Origin of the sequence: Paraburkholderia sp. HD33-4 (assembly GCF_021390635.1) — a bacterium.
Classification (GTDB): domain Bacteria; phylum Pseudomonadota; class Gammaproteobacteria; order Burkholderiales; family Burkholderiaceae; genus Paraburkholderia.
On record NZ_JAJEJS010000001.1, the window covers coordinates 1,945,832 to 1,962,910 of the forward strand.

16 protein-coding genes and 1 pseudogene are annotated in these 17,079 nt (G+C 63.3%); 10 read left to right on the plus strand and 7 right to left on the minus strand.

From position 1 onward, the window contains the following. Positions 1-20: 20 nt before the first annotated feature. Together L0U84_RS08575 and L0U84_RS08580 are read left to right on the plus strand one after the other, a co-directional pair. Positions 21-1,541: an efflux transporter outer membrane subunit gene (locus tag L0U84_RS08575; RefSeq protein ID WP_233849243.1), complete on the plus strand. Its 1,521-nt coding sequence runs from the start codon at positions 21-23 to the stop codon at positions 1,539-1,541. Positions 1,542-1,575: 34 nt separating this feature from the next. Further along, a complete protein-coding gene (locus L0U84_RS08580; RefSeq protein ID WP_233849244.1) occupies positions 1,576-2,898 on the plus strand; it encodes an HlyD family efflux transporter periplasmic adaptor subunit in 1,323 nt (440 codons plus the stop codon). A 60-nt stretch (positions 2,899-2,958) separates the two neighbouring features. Here L0U84_RS08580 and L0U84_RS08585 read toward each other — a convergent pair whose 3' ends face one another. The 4 genes from L0U84_RS08585 to L0U84_RS08600 are packed head-to-tail and all read right to left on the minus strand — an operon-like array spanning position 2,959 to position 7,660. Next, positions 2,959-3,888, minus strand: a complete 930-nt coding sequence (locus tag L0U84_RS08585) for a LysR family transcriptional regulator (RefSeq protein WP_233849245.1) — start codon at positions 3,886-3,888, stop codon at positions 2,959-2,961. Further along, positions 3,888-4,187 (minus strand): ArsR/SmtB family transcription factor, encoded by a 300-nt coding sequence (locus L0U84_RS08590; RefSeq protein ID WP_233849246.1) that lies wholly within the window; start codon positions 4,185-4,187, stop codon positions 3,888-3,890. Before L0U84_RS08590 ends, L0U84_RS08585 begins: the two co-directional genes overlap by 1 nt. Further along, the gene (locus L0U84_RS08595) at positions 4,187-4,792 is read right to left on the minus strand and encodes an AraC family transcriptional regulator (protein ID WP_233849247.1); all 606 of its coding nucleotides are present in this window, start codon (positions 4,790-4,792) and stop codon (positions 4,187-4,189) included. The genes L0U84_RS08590 and L0U84_RS08595 overlap by 1 nt, the downstream gene beginning before the upstream one ends. A gap of 6 nt (positions 4,793-4,798) precedes the next feature. Beyond that, positions 4,799-7,660, minus strand: coding sequence for a 2-oxoglutarate dehydrogenase E1 component (locus L0U84_RS08600; RefSeq protein WP_233849248.1), 2,862 nt, complete (start codon positions 7,658-7,660; stop codon positions 4,799-4,801). 405 nt (positions 7,661-8,065) lie between these two features. Here L0U84_RS08600 and L0U84_RS08605 point away from each other — a divergent pair, with 405 nt between their 5' ends. From L0U84_RS08605 to L0U84_RS44175, 3 genes and pseudogenes are all read left to right on the plus strand, one after another. Next, positions 8,066-9,037 (plus strand): GlxA family transcriptional regulator, encoded by a 972-nt coding sequence (locus L0U84_RS08605; RefSeq protein ID WP_233849249.1) that lies wholly within the window; start codon positions 8,066-8,068, stop codon positions 9,035-9,037. Between the two features lie 13 nt (positions 9,038-9,050). Then, the gene (gene mug, locus L0U84_RS08610; protein WP_233851980.1) at positions 9,051-9,605 is read left to right on the plus strand and encodes a G/U mismatch-specific DNA glycosylase; all 555 of its coding nucleotides are present in this window, start codon (positions 9,051-9,053) and stop codon (positions 9,603-9,605) included. Between the two features lie 129 nt (positions 9,606-9,734). After that, a pseudogene (locus tag L0U84_RS44175) lies at positions 9,735-10,036 on the plus strand (thiamine pyrophosphate-dependent enzyme); the annotation flags it as partial. A gap of 93 nt (positions 10,037-10,129) precedes the next feature. On the opposite strand, the gene L0U84_RS08620 reads toward L0U84_RS44175, so the two are convergent. The 3 genes from L0U84_RS08620 to L0U84_RS08630 form a co-directional block, all read right to left on the minus strand. After that, positions 10,130-10,594 carry a RidA family protein gene (locus L0U84_RS08620; RefSeq protein WP_233849250.1) on the minus strand — a complete coding sequence of 155 codons (465 nt, stop codon included), beginning with the start codon at positions 10,592-10,594 and terminating at the stop codon, positions 10,130-10,132. 139 nt (positions 10,595-10,733) lie between these two features. After that, complete coding sequence (locus tag L0U84_RS08625) at positions 10,734-11,441, minus strand: SDR family NAD(P)-dependent oxidoreductase (RefSeq protein ID WP_233849251.1); 708 nt, start codon at positions 11,439-11,441, stop codon at positions 10,734-10,736. A gap of 153 nt (positions 11,442-11,594) precedes the next feature. Next, the gene (locus tag L0U84_RS08630; RefSeq protein ID WP_233849252.1) at positions 11,595-12,287 is read right to left on the minus strand and encodes an NnrU family protein; all 693 of its coding nucleotides are present in this window, start codon (positions 12,285-12,287) and stop codon (positions 11,595-11,597) included. A 231-nt stretch (positions 12,288-12,518) separates the two neighbouring features. Between L0U84_RS08630 and L0U84_RS08635 the strand changes: the two genes are divergently transcribed. The 5 genes from L0U84_RS08635 to L0U84_RS08655 all read left to right on the plus strand — a co-directional run bounded on the left by L0U84_RS08635 (position 12,519) and on the right by L0U84_RS08655 (position 17,075). Beyond that, entirely contained in the window at positions 12,519-12,854 is a 336-nt protein-coding gene (locus tag L0U84_RS08635; protein ID WP_267939807.1) for a hypothetical protein, read from the plus strand. A 223-nt stretch (positions 12,855-13,077) separates the two neighbouring features. Beyond that, positions 13,078-13,770 (plus strand): response regulator transcription factor, encoded by a 693-nt coding sequence (locus L0U84_RS08640; RefSeq protein ID WP_233849254.1) that lies wholly within the window; start codon positions 13,078-13,080, stop codon positions 13,768-13,770. 617 nt (positions 13,771-14,387) lie between these two features. Next, entirely contained in the window at positions 14,388-14,657 is a 270-nt protein-coding gene (locus tag L0U84_RS08645; RefSeq protein ID WP_233849255.1) for a LuxR C-terminal-related transcriptional regulator, read from the plus strand. 525 nt (positions 14,658-15,182) lie between these two features. Then, positions 15,183-16,253 (plus strand): DNA-binding protein, encoded by a 1,071-nt coding sequence (locus L0U84_RS08650; protein WP_233849256.1) that lies wholly within the window; start codon positions 15,183-15,185, stop codon positions 16,251-16,253. A 138-nt stretch (positions 16,254-16,391) separates the two neighbouring features. Then, complete coding sequence (locus L0U84_RS08655; protein WP_233849257.1) at positions 16,392-17,075, plus strand: FMN-dependent NADH-azoreductase; 684 nt, start codon at positions 16,392-16,394, stop codon at positions 17,073-17,075. The last annotated feature ends 4 nt before the right edge of the window (positions 17,076-17,079 follow it).

The window sequence follows — 17,079 nt, forward strand, 5'->3', positions numbered from 1 at the left end:
TTAATCTGATTTGTCAGAAAATGAAAACGCAGACTTCCAAAGCAAACACCGTCGCCCGTTCGCTGAAGCTCGGTGTTTCGGTGATCTCCTTCGCAGTGCTGGCTGCATGTGCAAACTATGCGGGCATCCACAGCGACAAGCAGATCGATCAGCCACAACAGCTGGCCACCACCCAGAGCCTGCCGCAGGAGCATGGGAACTGGCCAGCTCCGGACTGGGTCGACCAGTTCGGCGACGCGCAACTGAAGGCGTTGATCGCCGAGGCGCTGCAAGGCAGCCCGACGCTCGCCCAGGCGCGCGCACGGGTCGAACAGGCGCAAGCCTATAGCGAAACGGCGAAGGCCAACACGCTGCCGCGCGTCGACGCTTCGTACTCGCTGACGCGCCAGCAGTTCAGCAGCAACGCGCTGATTCCGCCGCCCTATGCGGGCTCGTGGCAGACGGAGAACAAGGGGCTGCTCAGCGCTTCCTACGATCTCGATCTGTGGGGCAAGAACCGCGAGGCGCTGCGGGCGGCAGTCTCGGAGACGTCCGCGAGCGAAGCCGACGAGCAGGTCGTCAAGCTCACGCTCGACACCTCGATCGCCCGCACTTACAACGAGCTGGCGCGGCTCTACGCGTTGCGCGACATCGCGCAGCAGGAAGTTGCGCGGCGCGAGCAGATCGACCGCATCACCGCGGGGCGCATCGCCAACGGGCTCGACACCGAAGTGGAGCGCAAAACGGCCGAGGCGAATCTGTCCACCAGCCGTGCCCGTGTCAGCGCGCTCGACGGCAGCATCCTGACCACCCGGTATCAACTGGCGGCGTTGCTGGGCAAGGGTCCCGACCGCGGACTCGCGATCTCGCGGCCGACCCTCGGCGTCGGCGACGAAGTGCGTCTGCCGGACAACCTGCCGGCCGATCTGCTGGGCCGGCGGCCCGACATCGTCGCGGCGCGCTGGCGCGTCGACGCGATCACGCATGAGGTGAAGGAAGCGAAGGCCGAGTTCTATCCCGACATCAACCTGAGCGCCGCGATCGGCCTGGACGCGTTCGGTTTCGGCCGCTTCCTGAACGCCGCGAGCCGCACGGCGTCGGTCGGCTCGGCGATCCATCTGCCGATCTTCGACGGCGGCGAGCTGCGCGCGCAGTTGAAGGGCCGCTACGCCGAGTTCGACTATGCGGTCGCGACCTACAACCAGACGCTGATCGGCGCGCTGAGCAGCGTGGCCACGCAGGTCGCGCAGATCCACTCGAGCGACGCGCAGCTCGGCGATGCGCAGGCCGCGCAACAGGCCGCGAGCGATGCCGATCGGCTGGCGACCACGCAATACAAGGCCGGCCTGACCAACCAGCTGACCGTGCTCAATGCCGACGTCACCGCGCTGAACGCCGACGAGGCGATCGCCAATCTGAAGATGGACCGCCGCGACCAGCAGATCGAGCTCGCGTCGGCGTTAGGCGGCGGCTATGTCGATACGTCGGCCACGACCGACCATCACGCGGACACCGCCGCCGCACCCACCAGTCAAGTCAATCCCACGGTTGCCGCACGTTGAACGGCACGCCAGGAAACCTATCAGGAGAACTGCAATGAGCGATTCGATCACGACCGACCGCGAACTGGCGGATCAGGAAGCCGTACAGAAGCCTGGCGCGCAAGCGCCCGCCACGCCGCAGGGCGACAGCAAGGCCACGCCCCCGGCGAGCCGCAAGCGCCTGATCGCGCTGCTCGGCGCCGCGGTGGTGTTGGCGGGCGCGGCCTACGGCGGGTACTACTACACCGAGGGCCGCTATCACCAGGAGACCGACGACGCGTACGTCAGCGGCAATCTCGTGCAACTGACGCCGCAGGTCACCGGTACGGTGATCGCGGTCAACACCGACGACACGCAGATCGTGAAGCAAGGCGACCCCGTCGTCACGCTCGATCCGGCCGATGCAAAACTGGCGCTCGCCGATGCCGAAGCGCAACTCGGCCAGACCGTGCGACGCGTGAGCGGCCTGTATGTCAACAACGACTTCTACGCGGCGAACGTCGCGCAGCGCGAAGCCGATCTGGGCCGCGCGCGCGACGACCTGCACCGCCGCGAGGCGGTTGCCGACACGGGCGCCGTGTCCGCCGAAGACATCGCGCACGCTCGCGACGCGGTCAGCGTCGCACAGGCCGCGCTCGACGCCGCGCGTCAGCAGGGCGAAGCCAACCACGCGCTGACCGACCGCACCACGGTCGAACAGCATCCGGACGTGCAGGCCGCCGCCGCGAAAGTGCGGACCGCGTGGCTCGCCTATGCGCGCGATACCTTGCCGGCGCCGGTGACCGGCTACGTCGCGCAGCGCCGGGTCCAGGTCGGCCAGCGCGTCGCGCCCGGCACGCCGCTCATGGCGATCGTGCCGCTCGACGGCGTATGGGTCGACGCGAACTTCAAGGAAGTACAGCTCAAGCAGATGCGGGTCGGCCAGCAAGTCACGCTGACATCGGACGTGTACGGTAGCCATACGCGCTATCACGGGCGTATCGAGGGTTTTTCGGCCGGTACCGGCAGCGCGTTCGCGACGCTGCCGGCGCAGAACGCCACCGGCAACTGGATCAAGATCGTGCAGCGGCTGCCGGTGCGCATTGCACTCGACCCGGCCGAACTGGCCGCGCATCCGCTGCGTATCGGCCTGTCGATGACGGTCGATGCCGACACCCGCGACCAATCCGGTTCGCAGTTGGGCTCGGCGCAGAACACGCGTTATAGCACCGATGTTTTCGCGAAATACGATGCGCAGGCCGACGCCGAGATCGACAAGATCATCAAGCAAAACGAAATGGTCTCCCGCGCGATGGCCGCGCAACCGCAACCGCAAGCGCAATCGCAATCGCAAGCGCAACGCGTGGCGTCGCACCAGCGCAAGGCAACGGCGGGTTGAAGCGCTTCACCCGCAGCCTGCCGCGACACGACGTGAAGCGGCAGGTCACCAGCGCGGAACTCAACGACCGAGCGCCGCCTCGTCCTCGGCCAATGCCGACGGCACGGCCTCACGCAGGAAATCCACGAAAGTTCTGATTTTGGCGTCCAGATACTGGCGCGACGCGTGGACCGTGTAGGCCGTGAGTTTCTGCAGCCGATACTGCGGCAGCACCCGAACCAGTGCGCCGCTTTCGAGCAGGGGCAGGGCGCTCGGCATCGGTAGCGCGCCGATGCCCACTCCCTCGCGCAGCGCGACGCCGAGCGCGTCAGGCAGGTTTATTTCGACCGCGGTTCTGGCCAGTTCGACCGTTTCACGGCCGTTGGGGCCGTCCAGATGCCAGCGATCGCGCGGGAAAATCGACATGACGAGCTGCAGGCACGTGTGAGACTGAATGTCCTGCACAGTGAGCGGCGTACCGCGCGCGCGCAGATAGGCGGGCGCCGCACAGAGCACGCTGTGGACGTCGCCGAGCCGATGCGAAACGAGCCCCGAGTCGGGAAGCTCCGTCGAACTCAATCGAAGCATCAGGTCATAGCCATCGTCGAGAAGATCCGGCGTGCCGGACGATAACGTCAGCTCGACCGACACGGCAGGATAGCGCTCGTGGTAGCGGACCGCCGCCGGCACCAGATAGGTCGTGCCAAAGCCCGGCGACGCATGCACGCGCAGCCGCCCCGAGGGTCTGACTTGCGCATTGGCTGCCTCGGCATCGGCCTCGTCGACAGCGGCGAGTATCTGTTGGCACCGCTCCAGATATCGCTCACCCGCCTCGGTCAGCGCGAGGCGCCGTGTACTCCGGTGCAGCAGACGGGTGCGCAAATGCGTCTCGAGTCGCGCGACCGCCCGCGACGCGTTGCCTGTCGGAATGTTCAGGCGCGAGGCCGCCGCAGTGAAGCTTCCTTCTTCGGCAATGCGCACGAAGATCCGCATCATGTTGAGCTTGTCCATTACAAATGCGTTCGAATCTGTTCCGTAAATGTCCGTATCACTTCCTCGTCACGCGACAGGAAGATCCATTGGCCGACTCGCTTCGGAACCAGCAGTCCCGCTTCGACGAGCACGGCGATATGGGCGGATACCGTCGATTGGGCGAGCCCGCTGCGCGCCTGGATTGCGTGCACGGGTACGCCGCAGCCAAGGTTGACATAGTCGTTCGGAAACGCTTCGAAGGGAGCTCTCAACCACGCGAGAATGTCACGCCGCAGCGGATTCGCGAGGGCCTTGTGAATCAGATTCGTGTCTATCATCAATTCATCCGTGCGCTTGTCGCGCCACCTGCCGGCGGCCTCAATAACGCCGTGGCGATCGTTCCCGCGGCCTGTTCGCCGAGGTCTTCCCGCACGAGCGACAGGGCGAGGTGGATGCCCGCACTCGCACCGCCCGACGAGTACAGGTTGCCGTCCTTCAGGCAGCCTGGATTCGACATCACATGGACCAGCGGATATTCGTCTGCGAGGCGTCGAGCGTCGCGCCAATGGGTGGTCAGCCAGCGGCGATCGGCGAGGCCGGCTCTTGCCAGCAGAAACGCGCCGTTCGAAATGCAGGCGAGCCGGTGGGTGCTGGGCCCCGCATCGCTCAACCAGTCGACGAGTTCACGATGCTCACGCGCGGAACTGACCACCGGGGACCCGGGCACGACGACGATATCGAATGGCGGGTGCGTATCGAACAGGCATTCGGTCGTACCCACGGCCGTCCCGTTCGAAGAAAACACCGGCCCGGGCGACGGCCCGATCAGATGCGATTCATAGAGGACACCGCCATACAGGCGGTTTGCCTGATGAAACACATCCATCGGGCCGCTGACCTCGAGTAGCTGAAACCCCGCATAGAGCATCATCGCGACACGCATACGCGCTCAGCCGGTGAACGCCCGCGACACGAGCGCGGATTGTCTCGCCACGTGCGCCGCATGCGATCCCGGCGCGGTGGATGCGGATGCATCAGGTCCCGCGTACAGCAACGTCGTGCCGGGACGCAGAAGCTCGCGTAGCCGCGGCTCGGCGAAACTCCATGCGCCCTGGTTGCGCGCTTCCTCCTGGCACCAGACCACGGTCTTCAGCTTCGGAAAACGCGCAAGCTCGGCGGCCAGTTGTTGCGCCGGAAACGGATAGAGTTGCTCAACGCGGATGATCGGGGTGTCGGTCATCCCAGCGCCGCGGCGATGCTCGAGCAATTCGAAGTAGACCTTGCCGCTCGTCACGATCACACGCTCGACTTTGGACGCGCGCGCTGCGTCGATCTGAGCGTCCGGCAGAACCGCGCGAAATTCACCGTGACTCAACTCGTCGAAGGTGCTGGTCGCTTCCGGGTGGCGCAGCAGCGACTTCGGCGTCATCACGACGAGCGGGCGCGGTTCGGCGGCATGCGCCTGCATCAGCAGCAAATGGAACAGCTGCGCGGGCGTGGTCGGTTGCGCCACCCGCATATTGTCCTGCGCACCCAATTGCAGGTAGCGCTCGAGCCTCGCCGACGCATGCTCGGGGCCCTGGCCTTCCTGCCCGTGAGGCAGGAACAGCGTCAGGCCGCTACGTTGTCCCCACTTGGCCGCGCCCGCCGCGATGAACTGGTCGATCACCACCTGCGCGCCATTGGCGAAGTCACCGAATTGCGCTTCCCAGATCACCAACGCATTGCGATTCACCGTCGAATAGCCATACTCGAATGCCAGCACGGCGGCCTCGGAGAGAATCGAGTTCGTCACGCTGAACCGGCCTTGCGCTGTGCCGATATGATCGAGCGGAACATAGACCCCATCGGGACGATGCATCCGGGTCTGATCGTGCAGCACAGCATGCCGATGGTTGAAGGTCCCGCGTGCGCTGTCCTGCCCGCTCAGCCGGACACTGACCCCGGCCGCGAGCAACGACGCGAATGCCAGATGTTCGCCCATGCCCCAGTCGAGCAGGCGTTTTCCGGAGGCCATCTCCTGACGCCCGTTCATCATCTTCCTGACGAGCGGATGCAGCGTCAGGTCCGCGGGGACGGTCGAGATCCGCTGCGCGAGGCCGCGCAGCTCGTCGGCCGACGGCACGAGGTCGCGGGAGGGGCCTGACTGCGCGGCTGAGCGCAAGCGCTTGCCGGCTTCCTCGTGTAGCGGCGAAGCATAGGAACCGACGGTTTCGTGCGCGCGTTCGAGAAGTTCGCGACGTGCGCTGACGTAGTGCTGCGCCTCCTCGGCCGTGAGCACGCCTTGCTGGATCAGCCGGTTCGCGTAGCGTGCCCTCACGCCCGGATGATTCGCGATCGCGCGATACATCAGCGGCTGTGTGATGCCGGGCGTGTCCTGTTCCTGATGCCCGTACTTGCGAAAGCAGACGAGATCGATGACGACGCTGCGTTTGAAGGTGGTGCGATAGTCGAGGGCGAGCTGCGCCGCCATCGCAACCGCTTCGGGGTCGTCGCCATTGACGTGCAGGATCGGCGCCTCGATCATCTTCGCGACGTCCGTCGTGTAGAACGACGAACGCGTGTCGCGCGGATCGGAAGTCGTGAAACCGATCTGGTTGTTGACGACGACGTGGACGGTACCGCCGGTGCCGTGTCCGCGCGTATAGGAAAGGCTCAGCGTTTCCATCACCACGCCCTGTCCGCTCATCGCCGCGTCGCCGTGGATTTCCACCGGCAGCACGTCGCCGCCATCGTCGCTGTCGGCCAGATCGTCCTTCGCGCGCGCCATGCCTTGCACAACCGGATTCACGATTTCCAGATGCGACGGGTTGAACGCGAGCATCACTTCGACCGGTCCGTCATCGGTCTCGACCGAACTCGTAAAGCCCTTGTGATACTTGACATCGCCTGCCGTCAGTTTTTCGGCATCCTTGCCGTCGAATTCGTCGAACAGTGCGCGCAGCGGCTTGCCGACGACATTGACGAGGACGTTCAGACGGCCGCGGTGCGCCATGCCCATCACGAGCGCGCGCAGTTTCTTCGACGCGCCGTACCGGACCAGTTCGTCGAGCAGCACGATCAACGACTCGCCGCCTTCGAGCGAGAAGCGCGTCTGTCCGACATAGCGCGAGTGCAGATGTTTTTCGAGCCCTTCGGCTGCGCTCAAACGTTCGAGCAGGCGCAGTTTCTCCGCAGCCTGCAGCGCTGGCGTGGCGCGCGTGGATTCGAGCCGCATCTGCCACCAGCGCCGCTGCTGTGCGTCGGTGAGGTGCATGAACTCGGCGCCGAGTGTGCCGGTGTACGTTTGCTCGAGCGCGGCGAGGATCTCTTTCAGCGTCGCGTCGTCCTCGAAGAGATACGTGTCGGCGGTGCTGAAGGTGGTCGACATGTCGGCGGCCGACAGGCCATAGTAGGCCGGCGTCAACTCGGCGTAGGAGCGCGGCGGCGTCCACGCCAGCGGGTCGAGATCGGCCACGCGCGTGCCGATCATCCGGAATGCGGCGATCAGCGTTTGCACCGCCACCTGCTTTCTCGCGAGGCCCAGAGCGTCGGCGGCCTGCCTGTTTCCCCCGTCACCGGCCTCATTGCCCGTCGCGACGACAGCACGCGGCGTACGCTTGGCCAGCTCGAGGAAGCTCGAAATCACCGGTGCGTGCGGCTGGTCGTCGCGATCGCTGCCATCGATGGCGGGGGTGTCGCGCAACGCGTCGAACCACACCCGCCACTCGGCCGTGACCGCATTCGGGTCAGCCAGGTAAAGCTCATATTGCTCTTCGACGTAGGGGGCGTTGCCCCCGAACAGGAAAGAGCTCTGACGTTCCTTGAACATGATGAATCTGCCCTTGCTCGCTGTGCGGTCGTGAGCCGACCGCAACACATGGAGTGACTGCTATCGCTGCTTGTCGTCGCCCGCGCTACAGCCAGGCATCGACGCGCGTCACAAGCGCCGTCCTGAGCGGAAGACTTCCCGGCACGCCCGGGTGAAATCCCGGGCCGCGGTCGTGTACACAGTCTAGTTAATCGATGCGGTGGAGCAAACGCACGGATGGTTCGCTCGCCTGCCAACTAGTTATAGTTTTGGGCCAGGCACCTGGGCGTGGCGCATCATGGCGAAGAGACATTTGTTACCCCCAGACACAATAGTTTTTCCAGACGCTGACGGCATGAACGGCCGCCGATGCGCTAAGCTGCGCCACGGCATCGCAAACATAGTTCCCACCATGAAGGTCACGGCATGAAAGTCGCCATTGTTGTATTCGATGGTGTGCAGGCACTGGATGTGGCAGGCCCACTCGATGTGTTCGCCGAGGCGAATACGTTTCTTCCCGAGCATCAGCGCTACGAAGTCAGGCTGGTCGGAAGCGAGGCGGGCACCGTGACCTGTTCGAATGGGATGCAGCTGGCGGTTTCGTTCGGCTATGCCGACCGCGACATTCAATGGGATCTGCTGCTGGTTGCGGGCGGACCGCAGTTGCCCGATGCCCAGCCGTCTAATGAATTCCTGACGTGGTTGCAGAATCAGGCGCGCAGCGCGAGCCGCTTCGGCTCCGTGTGTAATGGTGCATTCGTGCTCGCGCATGCGGGGCTGCTCGATGGCAAGGAGGTCACCACGCACTGGTCGGACGCGAATCGGCTGTCCAGTGAATTTCCGCAGGCCAACGTGCAGCCGGACAGGATCTTCGTTCGCGACGGACGCCTTTTCACGTCAGCCGGCGTGACCGCGGGCATCGATCTGTGTCTGGCGCTCGTCGCCGAGGACTGGGGGCATGAACTCGCGGTGCGGGTCGCGAAGCGTCTGGTCGTGTATATCCAGCGCGAAGGCGGTCAGTCGCAGTACAGCCCCTATATCGGCGCGGGCAAGGAAGAAGATCCGATCCTCCACAAGGTCTATCGATATGTGAGCGAGCATATAACCGGGACGCTGTCGATCGAGGAACTCGCGAGCGCGGCCTCGGTGAGCCGCCGCACGTTGTCGCGGGTATTCGCGAAGCACGCGAAAGTGACGCCATCGGTATTTGTCGAGCAGGTGCGCGTCGATACGGCGAGAAAACTGCTCGAGGATACCGATGCTCCGCTGAAGACGGTCGCGTTCAAATGCGGCTTTCACAACGCCACGCATATGCGCACGACTTTCTCGCGGCGGCTCAGCGTCACGCCGAAGCAATATCGGATGCGATTCAGAGGGGAGGAGAGTGCGCAACAGTGAGTCCATCGCGGAGCTGGCCGACGTGTCGTCCGTCGTCAACGACTATGCCGGGCAATCCCTTCCCGACATTATCCAGCCCGGCTTGTCGATCCTCTTCTGCGGCATCAACCCGGGATTGCTCGCAGCGTCGACGGGGCACCACTTTGCAGGCAGGGGCAACCGGTTCTGGAGAGTGCTTCATCGCGCAGGCTTCACGGACGACGAGTTTCGCCCCGAGAACGACCGTCGATTACTGAACCATGGATATGGTCTGACTGCCGCGGTTGCACGTCCCACGGCTCGCGCGGACCAATTGTCGAAGACGGAGATTCAAGCCGCCGCGGCGCAGTTCGAACTGAAGATCCGACACTACGCGCCGCGATTCGTCGCGTTTCTCGGCAAGATGGCACTCGCCGAGATGTCCGGCCAGCGTGATATCGAATGGGGCTCGCAGGCCCGCGATTTCGGCGGTGCTCGCGCGTGGGTGCTGCCAAACCCAAGCGGCCTGAATCGGTCGTTCAGCCTCGATGCGCTCGTGAGCGCCTATCGCGAGCTCCGCATTGCGGCGGAGTCGTCGCTTCCCGACTAGGTGCGGTTGCCGCCGTACGCGCGCTCTTTGCCTTCGCGGCTCCGTAAGCCGCATCTCCCGCTTTGGCCCGACCGCATACGGGTCAGTTCCCAGTACAGCTAACTAAACGAGGGCGGGTGAAATCTATGACGAGTGTGGCAACGTCTCTTTTACGACGGACGCTTGTGCGTGAGCGACAAGTCGCTTCATCGGAAGGACTTCGTGATGGCGGCGCAGGCCGATGGGTTCGAGTTCGCGCAGCGCGTCGAATCGCTCGCGGAACTGGAAGAGAAACTCGGGGCCTTTGTCGAATTCGCCGGACCGGCGTTCCTCGAGGTCATGATCGACCAGACTATGCGCAGATGATCACCGGGCCTTTCATCCCGTCTTGCGATCAGCGGGAAGCCGGCGACACGCACGCGGTACGTCAGGCGGCGTCGGATATGTTCTAAATGAAGTGAGCCGGCCCGGGGCCGGCTCATGAAGCAGTTCGAGACGCGCGGCGCGAAGCGGGACGGGCATGCGCCGCGCGTGGCGCGCGTCGATCAGGCGGGCACGATCTCGGCGATAACGACGATCACGACGGCGGCGTTGGCCGGACCCTGGCTATGCGAGAACGCCGAGCGCGCATGTCCCGCCTTGTCGCCGAGCACGGCGGCGAACAGGTCCGAAGCGCCGTCGACCACGGCGGGCTGATCGAAGAACCCATCGGCGGAACTGACGTGTCCCTCAACGCGAACGATGTGATGCAGACGCTCGAAACCGCCGAGATGACGCGAGATCTGCGCGAGTGCGTTGAGCGCGGCGAGTTGGGCAGCCTTGCGGCCCTGTTCGAGTGTCAAGGTGTCGCCGACACGCCCGGTATAAACCATCTTGCCGTTGGACAGCGGCACCTGCCCCGAGATGAAGAGCAGGTTTCCGGCTTCGCTGACAGCCGTATAGCTGCCGAGCGGTTGCGGCGGAGTGGGCAGTTCGAGACCGAGTTCGGCGAGTTTCTGTTGAACGGACATGGTGAGTTCCTTGAGCGTGGTGTCGAGCGCGTGAATTGGATCACGCGCGCAATGTGCGGATACCCGCACCGACGGTGAATCGCGTCGTGGGTGCGGGTGTGGTTCGCTTGCTGTGCGAGCGCGGGTGACGCCAGACCGTTTACTGACCGGCGCTCTGGCCGCCGTCCACGTGCAGGATCTCGCCGGTCACGAACGGTGCCGAGTCGAGATAGAGGATCGCATTGACGATGTCGCTCATGTCGCCCATGTGGCCGACCGGATGCATCGCGGCAAGCGTCGCGTGCGATTCGGCCGGATGCATCGGCGACTTGATGATGCCGGGCGACACCGCGTTGGCGCGGATACCGGCGCGCGCATATTCGATCGCGAGCGAACGCGTCGCGGCATTCAGACCGCCCTTCGTCAGCGACGCGAGCACCGACGGAACCTTGCTGTTCGCCTTGTCGGCGAGCGTCGTCGTGATGCTGAGCACGTGACCGCTGCCGTGCTTCTGCATCGCGTCGATCGCGTACTGGGTGATGTAAAAGAAGCCGTTCAGGTTGACGTTCAGGATCGCCGCGTAGTCTTCGGCGGTGTACTGCGTGAAAGGCTTCGCGATGAAGATGCCCGCGTTGTTGACGAGCGTATCGACGCGTCCGAAGTGCTCGATGGCAGCGTCGACGACGCGGCGGGCGGTGTTGGCGTCGCCGATGTCGCCCGCCACAGCGACGTAGTCTGACTCGACGGCCGGTGCGATCGAGCGAGCCGTGGCGACGACGCGATGACCCTGCGCGCGGAAGGCTTTGACGGTTTCAGCGCCGATGCCTTGCGATGCGCCGGTGACGATGACGACTTTGGAAGTGCTCATGGTTTGTCTCACAGTGTGATTGTTCCGGCCTGCCGGCCGTTCGAATCGATGGACCCGATGGAGCGCACTGTAGGCGCATTCGCCGCGAATTCGAACACACACCGTGGACAAAGAGTCTTGCGCCACGAGAACAAATCTCGTGGCATCGGCCGGCTAGAGCCAGCGCCAGATGCCGGCCGGTACGCCGGCGAGCGGGATATGAGCCCAGCTCGCCACCAGCCAGAAAACCACGCCGCCTGCCAGCGCGTGCATGCCGAACCCGCCCAGCCGCGCGCGGCCGGCCGCGATCGCCGCGAACGGCAGATAGCTCGTCTTCGACTCCCATGCGGGCCACAGATCGGGTTGCAGTTGCCGCTTCTTGCGGTCCTGCAACGCGGCACCGACCAGCGCGAGGACGATGATCGCACCGGCAAGCACGATGTTCCGGGTGACCGGGAACAACGCGATATGACAAAGACCCCATAGCGCGAACGACCACATCATCGGGTGACGTGTGACCGCGTACACGCCGTGCGCCGCGTCGGGAAACGCGGCGGACCGGCCGACGCTGGGCAACGCGGGGTTGCGGATCAGCGAGCCCATCAGAAGGATCGATGCGATCAGCATGACCACGGTCACGACCGCCCAAAGCGCGACGCCTGCCGGCCATAGCGGCGCGGAAACGGGCGTCCTGTCGTAGGCCATCACCATCCAGCCGAAGGTCAGTATCGCAATCAGCGAATAGATGCCCATGGCGGCCCGTTCGCCGACCGCACGGACCATCCCCGCGCGCAACGGATGGGACAGAAGAAAGTGGCTGCCGACAAAAGCGAATGCCGCTACGACAAGCGTGTCGATGCTATCCATTGGCCCGGCTCCTCAAGTCAGATGATCGGTCGAACAGGTGCACTGCAGAATACTACTTCGCGTGCCGCATCCAGCGCGGCGAGCGTTGCGCTGTTTCGATTGCCGCGCGCCGGCGCACGGCGCGGGTTACAAACCTTTACACGGCCCGTCGACGGAACATCAGTCGTCCCTCGTTAAAGAGAGTAGGTGATCGAACGATCGCCGAAACCAACTTTACAAGGGAGAGAGAACATGTTGAGCCGGAAGACTTTTATTGGCAGTCTCATCGTCGCAACCGTCGGAACACTCGCCATCGGATCGACCGCGCAAGCGGGGCAATGGGAGGCGAGCCATCCCCGGCGCGTCGAAGTCAACAACCGCCTTGCCAACCAGAACAACCGCATCCATCGAGCGGTTCAGGATGGGCAGATGTCCAGAGGCGAAGCCCGCAATCTGCATCGCGACGATCGGCAAATCCGGCAGGAGGAGCGCGATATGGCGTCGCAGGACTACAGCCATCTGACGCGTGCCGATCAACGCGCGTTGAATCAGCAGGAAAATCAGGTTAGCCGGCGGATCGCCCAGTAGCTTTCGTTAGCATCCCGATCGAGGCACGCGCGCTCGGGGCCGGGCTTGCCAACCGATGCCGAAGGGTGACCGACGCGCGCTCGGTCGCCTTCGACGCAATAAATTAAACGCCTCAGGTATTGGGGTGAAAAAACGGGATCGCAGAATGTGAAGGTAAACCCGTTGAACAAACATCCCCCCGGTAGCTATCATACAAATATCCAATTTCGATGATATTGACAGCATGGATGCCTTCGTTATTCGAGTGATACTTGCCGATGATCATCCCGTCATGCTCAGCGGTATCGCACATGAGTTTTCAAGTGTAAACACGATCCAGCTGGTCGGTACAGCGAGGAATTCGACTGAACTGATCGCGCTTCTCGCCAGCACGCAATGCGACGTTGTCGTATCCGATTACGCAATGCCTGCGGGCGAATACGGTGATGGAATCGCGCTGTTCTCGCTGATCAAGCGTCGCTATCCCGAGATCCGGATCGTAGTTCTAACCATGCTGGACAACCCCGCCGTGGTACGCGCGCTCGTAACCCAAGGTGTAACGTGCATCGTGAGCAAATCCGATGCCGCTGGCCACCTGATCCCCGCCGTTCATGCCGTTCATAGTGGCGGCAAATACTATTCGCCAACGATCAACCAGATCGTCCAATCGATTGACTGGAATCGTCGGGGCAGGGGCACATCGGACGTGCTGAGTCAGCGCGAATCCGAAGTCGTGCGTCTTTTTGCATCCGGGCTGACTGTGAACGAAATTGCCGAAAGGTTGAGTCGCAGCAAGAAAACCATCAGCACCCAGAAATCGAAAGCGATGGAAAAACTCGGCATTGAACGGGAAGTCGATCTGTTTCGATATGCATTGGAAAACGGAATGGTGACTTCATCGCAGAAGATATCGGACAGTTCTTCCTCGACAGAATAAACACGGGAACCGAGCCTGCGCTTTCAAAAGACATTCAATAAGCAAAGCTCTTATTGGATGGCTGAAGTCTTGTGGATCTGCATTCCGGTCGCTGACCGGACAGTCGCAATGACGAACGTATGCGTTGACAGATTCTCAACTTATTCCATGTCGAAGACAAAGGGATAGGACACAAGACGCACGAAGTCGAACTTCATCTTGAATTCCGCGATGACCTGTTGGGCTCTACGGTCAGCCGCGTTTTGTACGCGGGCACTTTGGCAGTTTCGCTCACAAGGGAGCAGGGCAGCGGAAACGAATGGTAGGAATCGATCGCACGGATGTTTGAGCGGACCGTGCAGGGTAATCGACAGGTGCAGCATCACCGCGTACGAGCCTATGACCCGGGGCTTCGCGGCTCATGTTGGTCATCTGGTTGCGGCAGACGAAACATGTGTTGCTCGAGCCTTGAGATAGGGCGATTCGGGCTTGGTCGCTGGAGCTAGCGAGCGCAGCAACGTCCCCACCGGACCGCACTGGTTATTCGCGCCGAAGAGTTTTGCCTTCATGCCCGTCGCGCTTCTCGAAATCTGTTCTGAACTTCCCGTTATGAAAATCCGGCCGTTCTGCGCCTGCTCATGCAGGGAGGGCGTTGCTGTATTTTCAGCAAGGCTGATCCGATTGGTAATCTGAAGGTGGCGGTACATGCCGCGTACGCGAATGGCCGCTATCTGTCGCCCCGCGTCGCGGCGATCTCGGATGCGATCAAACCGGGTGCGCGCGGCAGTTCGGTCGGGGCTCCGTTGACCCGACGTGAACTGGAGGTCGTACGCCTGTTTGTTTCGGGGATGACCGTGACGGAAATTGGCGAGCTTTTGCGTCGCAGTAAAAAGACGATTAGTACGTAAAAGAGCGCGGCAATGCTCAAACTGAGTATCGAGCGAGACGCGGAGCTGGTGCGTTATGGAATCGAAAACGGGTTGGTGTCGTCCGCGGAGCCGGCCACTTCGGAGTACGGCCCGACGCGTGAGCTTTTGGCTTCAGCCCTGAATCAGCGTCAACATGATCAGAGGGCCGACTTTCCTGACAACGCTGCCGGCCTTAGGCTGCGCCGCTGATGCCGATTCGGGCGCTCGATTGGCAAATCATCTGTCGCGATCCCGCAGGATCGCGGCCACATTACATCGATCACTGCGTCCGCGGCCCGCTGGCGTTTGCCTGTCGCAGGTGCGAGTAGCCGGGTTTTGGGATTTGAGCGCCGCGATGTCGCGGGCGGCCGCCGCTGGAAAAGACCAAGTTCCCGAGTAGAAGCCGAAAAATCATCAACACGACATTATAGTACTAATGTCGTGTTGAAGAATGAATGGTGTAGCATATCGAGCGTTTTACGTTGTATTATCAACGCACCCCAGTTCCCCAAGGCCGCTTCCACCATGACCCTCGAAGCCGACATCGAAGTCGCCCGCGAAAACGCGTCCGACACGCAAACGCTATATCGCGAGGTCTGTGCGCTGCTGTTTTTCCGTTACGGCGAAACACCGACGGCGAACCGCCTGTACCAGCTGGTCCGCAAAGGCAGCATGAGCGCGCCGGCCAAAGCGTTGCGCGATTTCTGGACCGACGTGCGTGACAAGACCCGCGTCGACGTCGGCCGTCCGGATTTGCCGCCCGAAGTCGCGGCGGCCGCCGGCGAGTTCGCCGCGCAGCTGTGGCGTCTGTCGAGCGATGCCGCGAACGCTGCGCTCGACGTATTCAGGCAGGACGCGGACGCGCAAATCGCCGCGGCGCGAGCGCTGGCCGAGCAACAGGACACGCAGCGTCAGGCAGCAGTCGAGAAAGCCGAACGGGCGGCGAGCGAAGCCGCGACCCTGCACGCGCGGATTGCCGGGCTGGAGGCCCGCACCGTCGAGTTGCAGACGGCGAACGACATGCTGACGGCGCAACTGACGACATCGAAGGAAGAAATCGCGTCGGGAGCCGCCGCGCTCGCCGATGCCCGCCGCGATTTCGCCGACGAACTCGCGAAGCTGCGCCGCTCACACGAGCAGAACGAGCAGCGGCTTGCCGCAGCGGAAAAGCGCGCATTGCTCGAAATTGACAGTGAACGGGCCGCGGCGCAACGTCTGCGCAAGGAGCTTCAGGCGAGTCAAGAGCGGGCGGCGACGCTCGAAACGGAATCGCGAACCGAGCGCGACGCGCTGCGCGACGAGTTGGCCGCATCGAAAGCGGAACTGGCTGCCTCCGCTGCGCGGCACGCCGCGACCCAGGGGCAGCTCGCGGAAAAGGACGCGTTGCTGGCTGAACGCGTGGTGGCGTCCGAACAGTTGCGCCAACGTATCGACACGCTGTCGCGACAGATCGAGACGGTCCGAACAGAAAAAACGTCCGCGCGCCCTGCCCGCCGTGCCCGCGAAAAATCACCCGTGCCGGGCCGTGCGACGGCGGGCTTCTCCGGCGCACCGTTCGTCAAACGTTCGAGCATTGCCAAGCCACGTGAAGACTAAGGGTCGCCTGCGTCCCGGCATGCCACCGTCAGAACCACAAAAAGTGGTTACCCTGAATTCTCCAAAATCGGTTATTCCACCAAACCAGTCGACCGTCTAACCTGATCTCACGTTAAACCCACCGCAAGGACGGACTACATGAAGATCATGCACGTCGACGCCAGCGCGAAGCGCGAGCGATCCAACTCCCGCGCGCTCGCCCGCTATTTTCTCGAGCGTCTGCGCGAAGAACGCGCCGAGTTCGAGCTCGACTATCTGGACGTAACGCTCGACACACCCCCGCACGTCACCGAAGCGTTCGCGATCGCCACCTACACGGCCGCGCACGAGCGCACGGCGGCGATGCAGGCAACGCTGGCGTCATCGGATGCGCTGTGCGCGCGCCTGCTGGCCGCCGACGCGCTGGTGTTCGCGATGCCGATGTACAACTGGTCGATGCCATCGGCGTTCAAGGCGTTCATCGATAGCGTCACGCGAACCGGCGTGACCTACCTGAACGCGGAGGACGGCAGCATCGCCGGGCAGCTCGGCCGGCACAAGGTGTTGTTCATCACGAGCCGCGGCGCGGATTTGCGCGCGGGCTCGCCGTACGAATCGATGGATGCGCTGACGCCGGCATTGAAGGCCGCATTCGGTTTTCTGGGCGTCGCCGCGCCGACGTTCGTCGATGCGCAGCCGCTGCAGTTCGCCAATCCCGAAGCGCGGGCGGCGGCGCTCGAAAGGGCGCGTGGAGAGTTGGACGCGGTCGCGGCGCGGTGGGCTCAGGGCGCCCCCGCAGCAAACCACGAAGCCGAGGCCCTGTGCCCGGCTGACGCGGAGTGACGCC

Bases quoted from the DNA above. Each gene is read 5' to 3' on its own strand.
- L0U84_RS08600 (WP_233849248.1), bottom strand. From the start codon at position 7,660: ATGTTCAAGGAACGTCAGAGCTCTTTCCTGTTCGGGGGCAACGCCCCC.
- L0U84_RS08655 (WP_233849257.1), top strand. From the start codon at position 16,392: ATGAAGATCATGCACGTCGACGCCAGCGCGAAGCGCGAGCGATCCAAC.
- L0U84_RS08575 (WP_233849243.1), top strand. From the start codon at position 21: ATGAAAACGCAGACTTCCAAAGCAAACACCGTCGCCCGTTCGCTGAAG.
- L0U84_RS08590 (WP_233849246.1), bottom strand. From the start codon at position 4,187: ATGATAGACACGAATCTGATTCACAAGGCCCTCGCGAATCCGCTGCGG.
- L0U84_RS08585 (WP_233849245.1), bottom strand. From the start codon at position 3,888: ATGGACAAGCTCAACATGATGCGGATCTTCGTGCGCATTGCCGAAGAA.
- L0U84_RS08625 (WP_233849251.1), bottom strand. From the start codon at position 11,441: ATGAGCACTTCCAAAGTCGTCATCGTCACCGGCGCATCGCAAGGCATC.
- L0U84_RS08635 (WP_267939807.1), top strand. From the start codon at position 12,519: ATGTTGAGCCGGAAGACTTTTATTGGCAGTCTCATCGTCGCAACCGTC.
- L0U84_RS08630 (WP_233849252.1), bottom strand. From the start codon at position 12,287: ATGGATAGCATCGACACGCTTGTCGTAGCGGCATTCGCTTTTGTCGGC.
- L0U84_RS08605 (WP_233849249.1), top strand. From the start codon at position 8,066: ATGAAAGTCGCCATTGTTGTATTCGATGGTGTGCAGGCACTGGATGTG.
- L0U84_RS08595 (WP_233849247.1), bottom strand. From the start codon at position 4,792: ATGCGTGTCGCGATGATGCTCTATGCGGGGTTTCAGCTACTCGAGGTC.
- L0U84_RS08650 (WP_233849256.1), top strand. From the start codon at position 15,183: ATGACCCTCGAAGCCGACATCGAAGTCGCCCGCGAAAACGCGTCCGAC.
- L0U84_RS08645 (WP_233849255.1), top strand. From the start codon at position 14,388: ATGCAGGGAGGGCGTTGCTGTATTTTCAGCAAGGCTGATCCGATTGGT.
- L0U84_RS08580 (WP_233849244.1), top strand. From the start codon at position 1,576: ATGAGCGATTCGATCACGACCGACCGCGAACTGGCGGATCAGGAAGCC.
- L0U84_RS08640 (WP_233849254.1), top strand. From the start codon at position 13,078: ATGGATGCCTTCGTTATTCGAGTGATACTTGCCGATGATCATCCCGTC.
- L0U84_RS08620 (WP_233849250.1), bottom strand. From the start codon at position 10,594: ATGTCCGTTCAACAGAAACTCGCCGAACTCGGTCTCGAACTGCCCACT.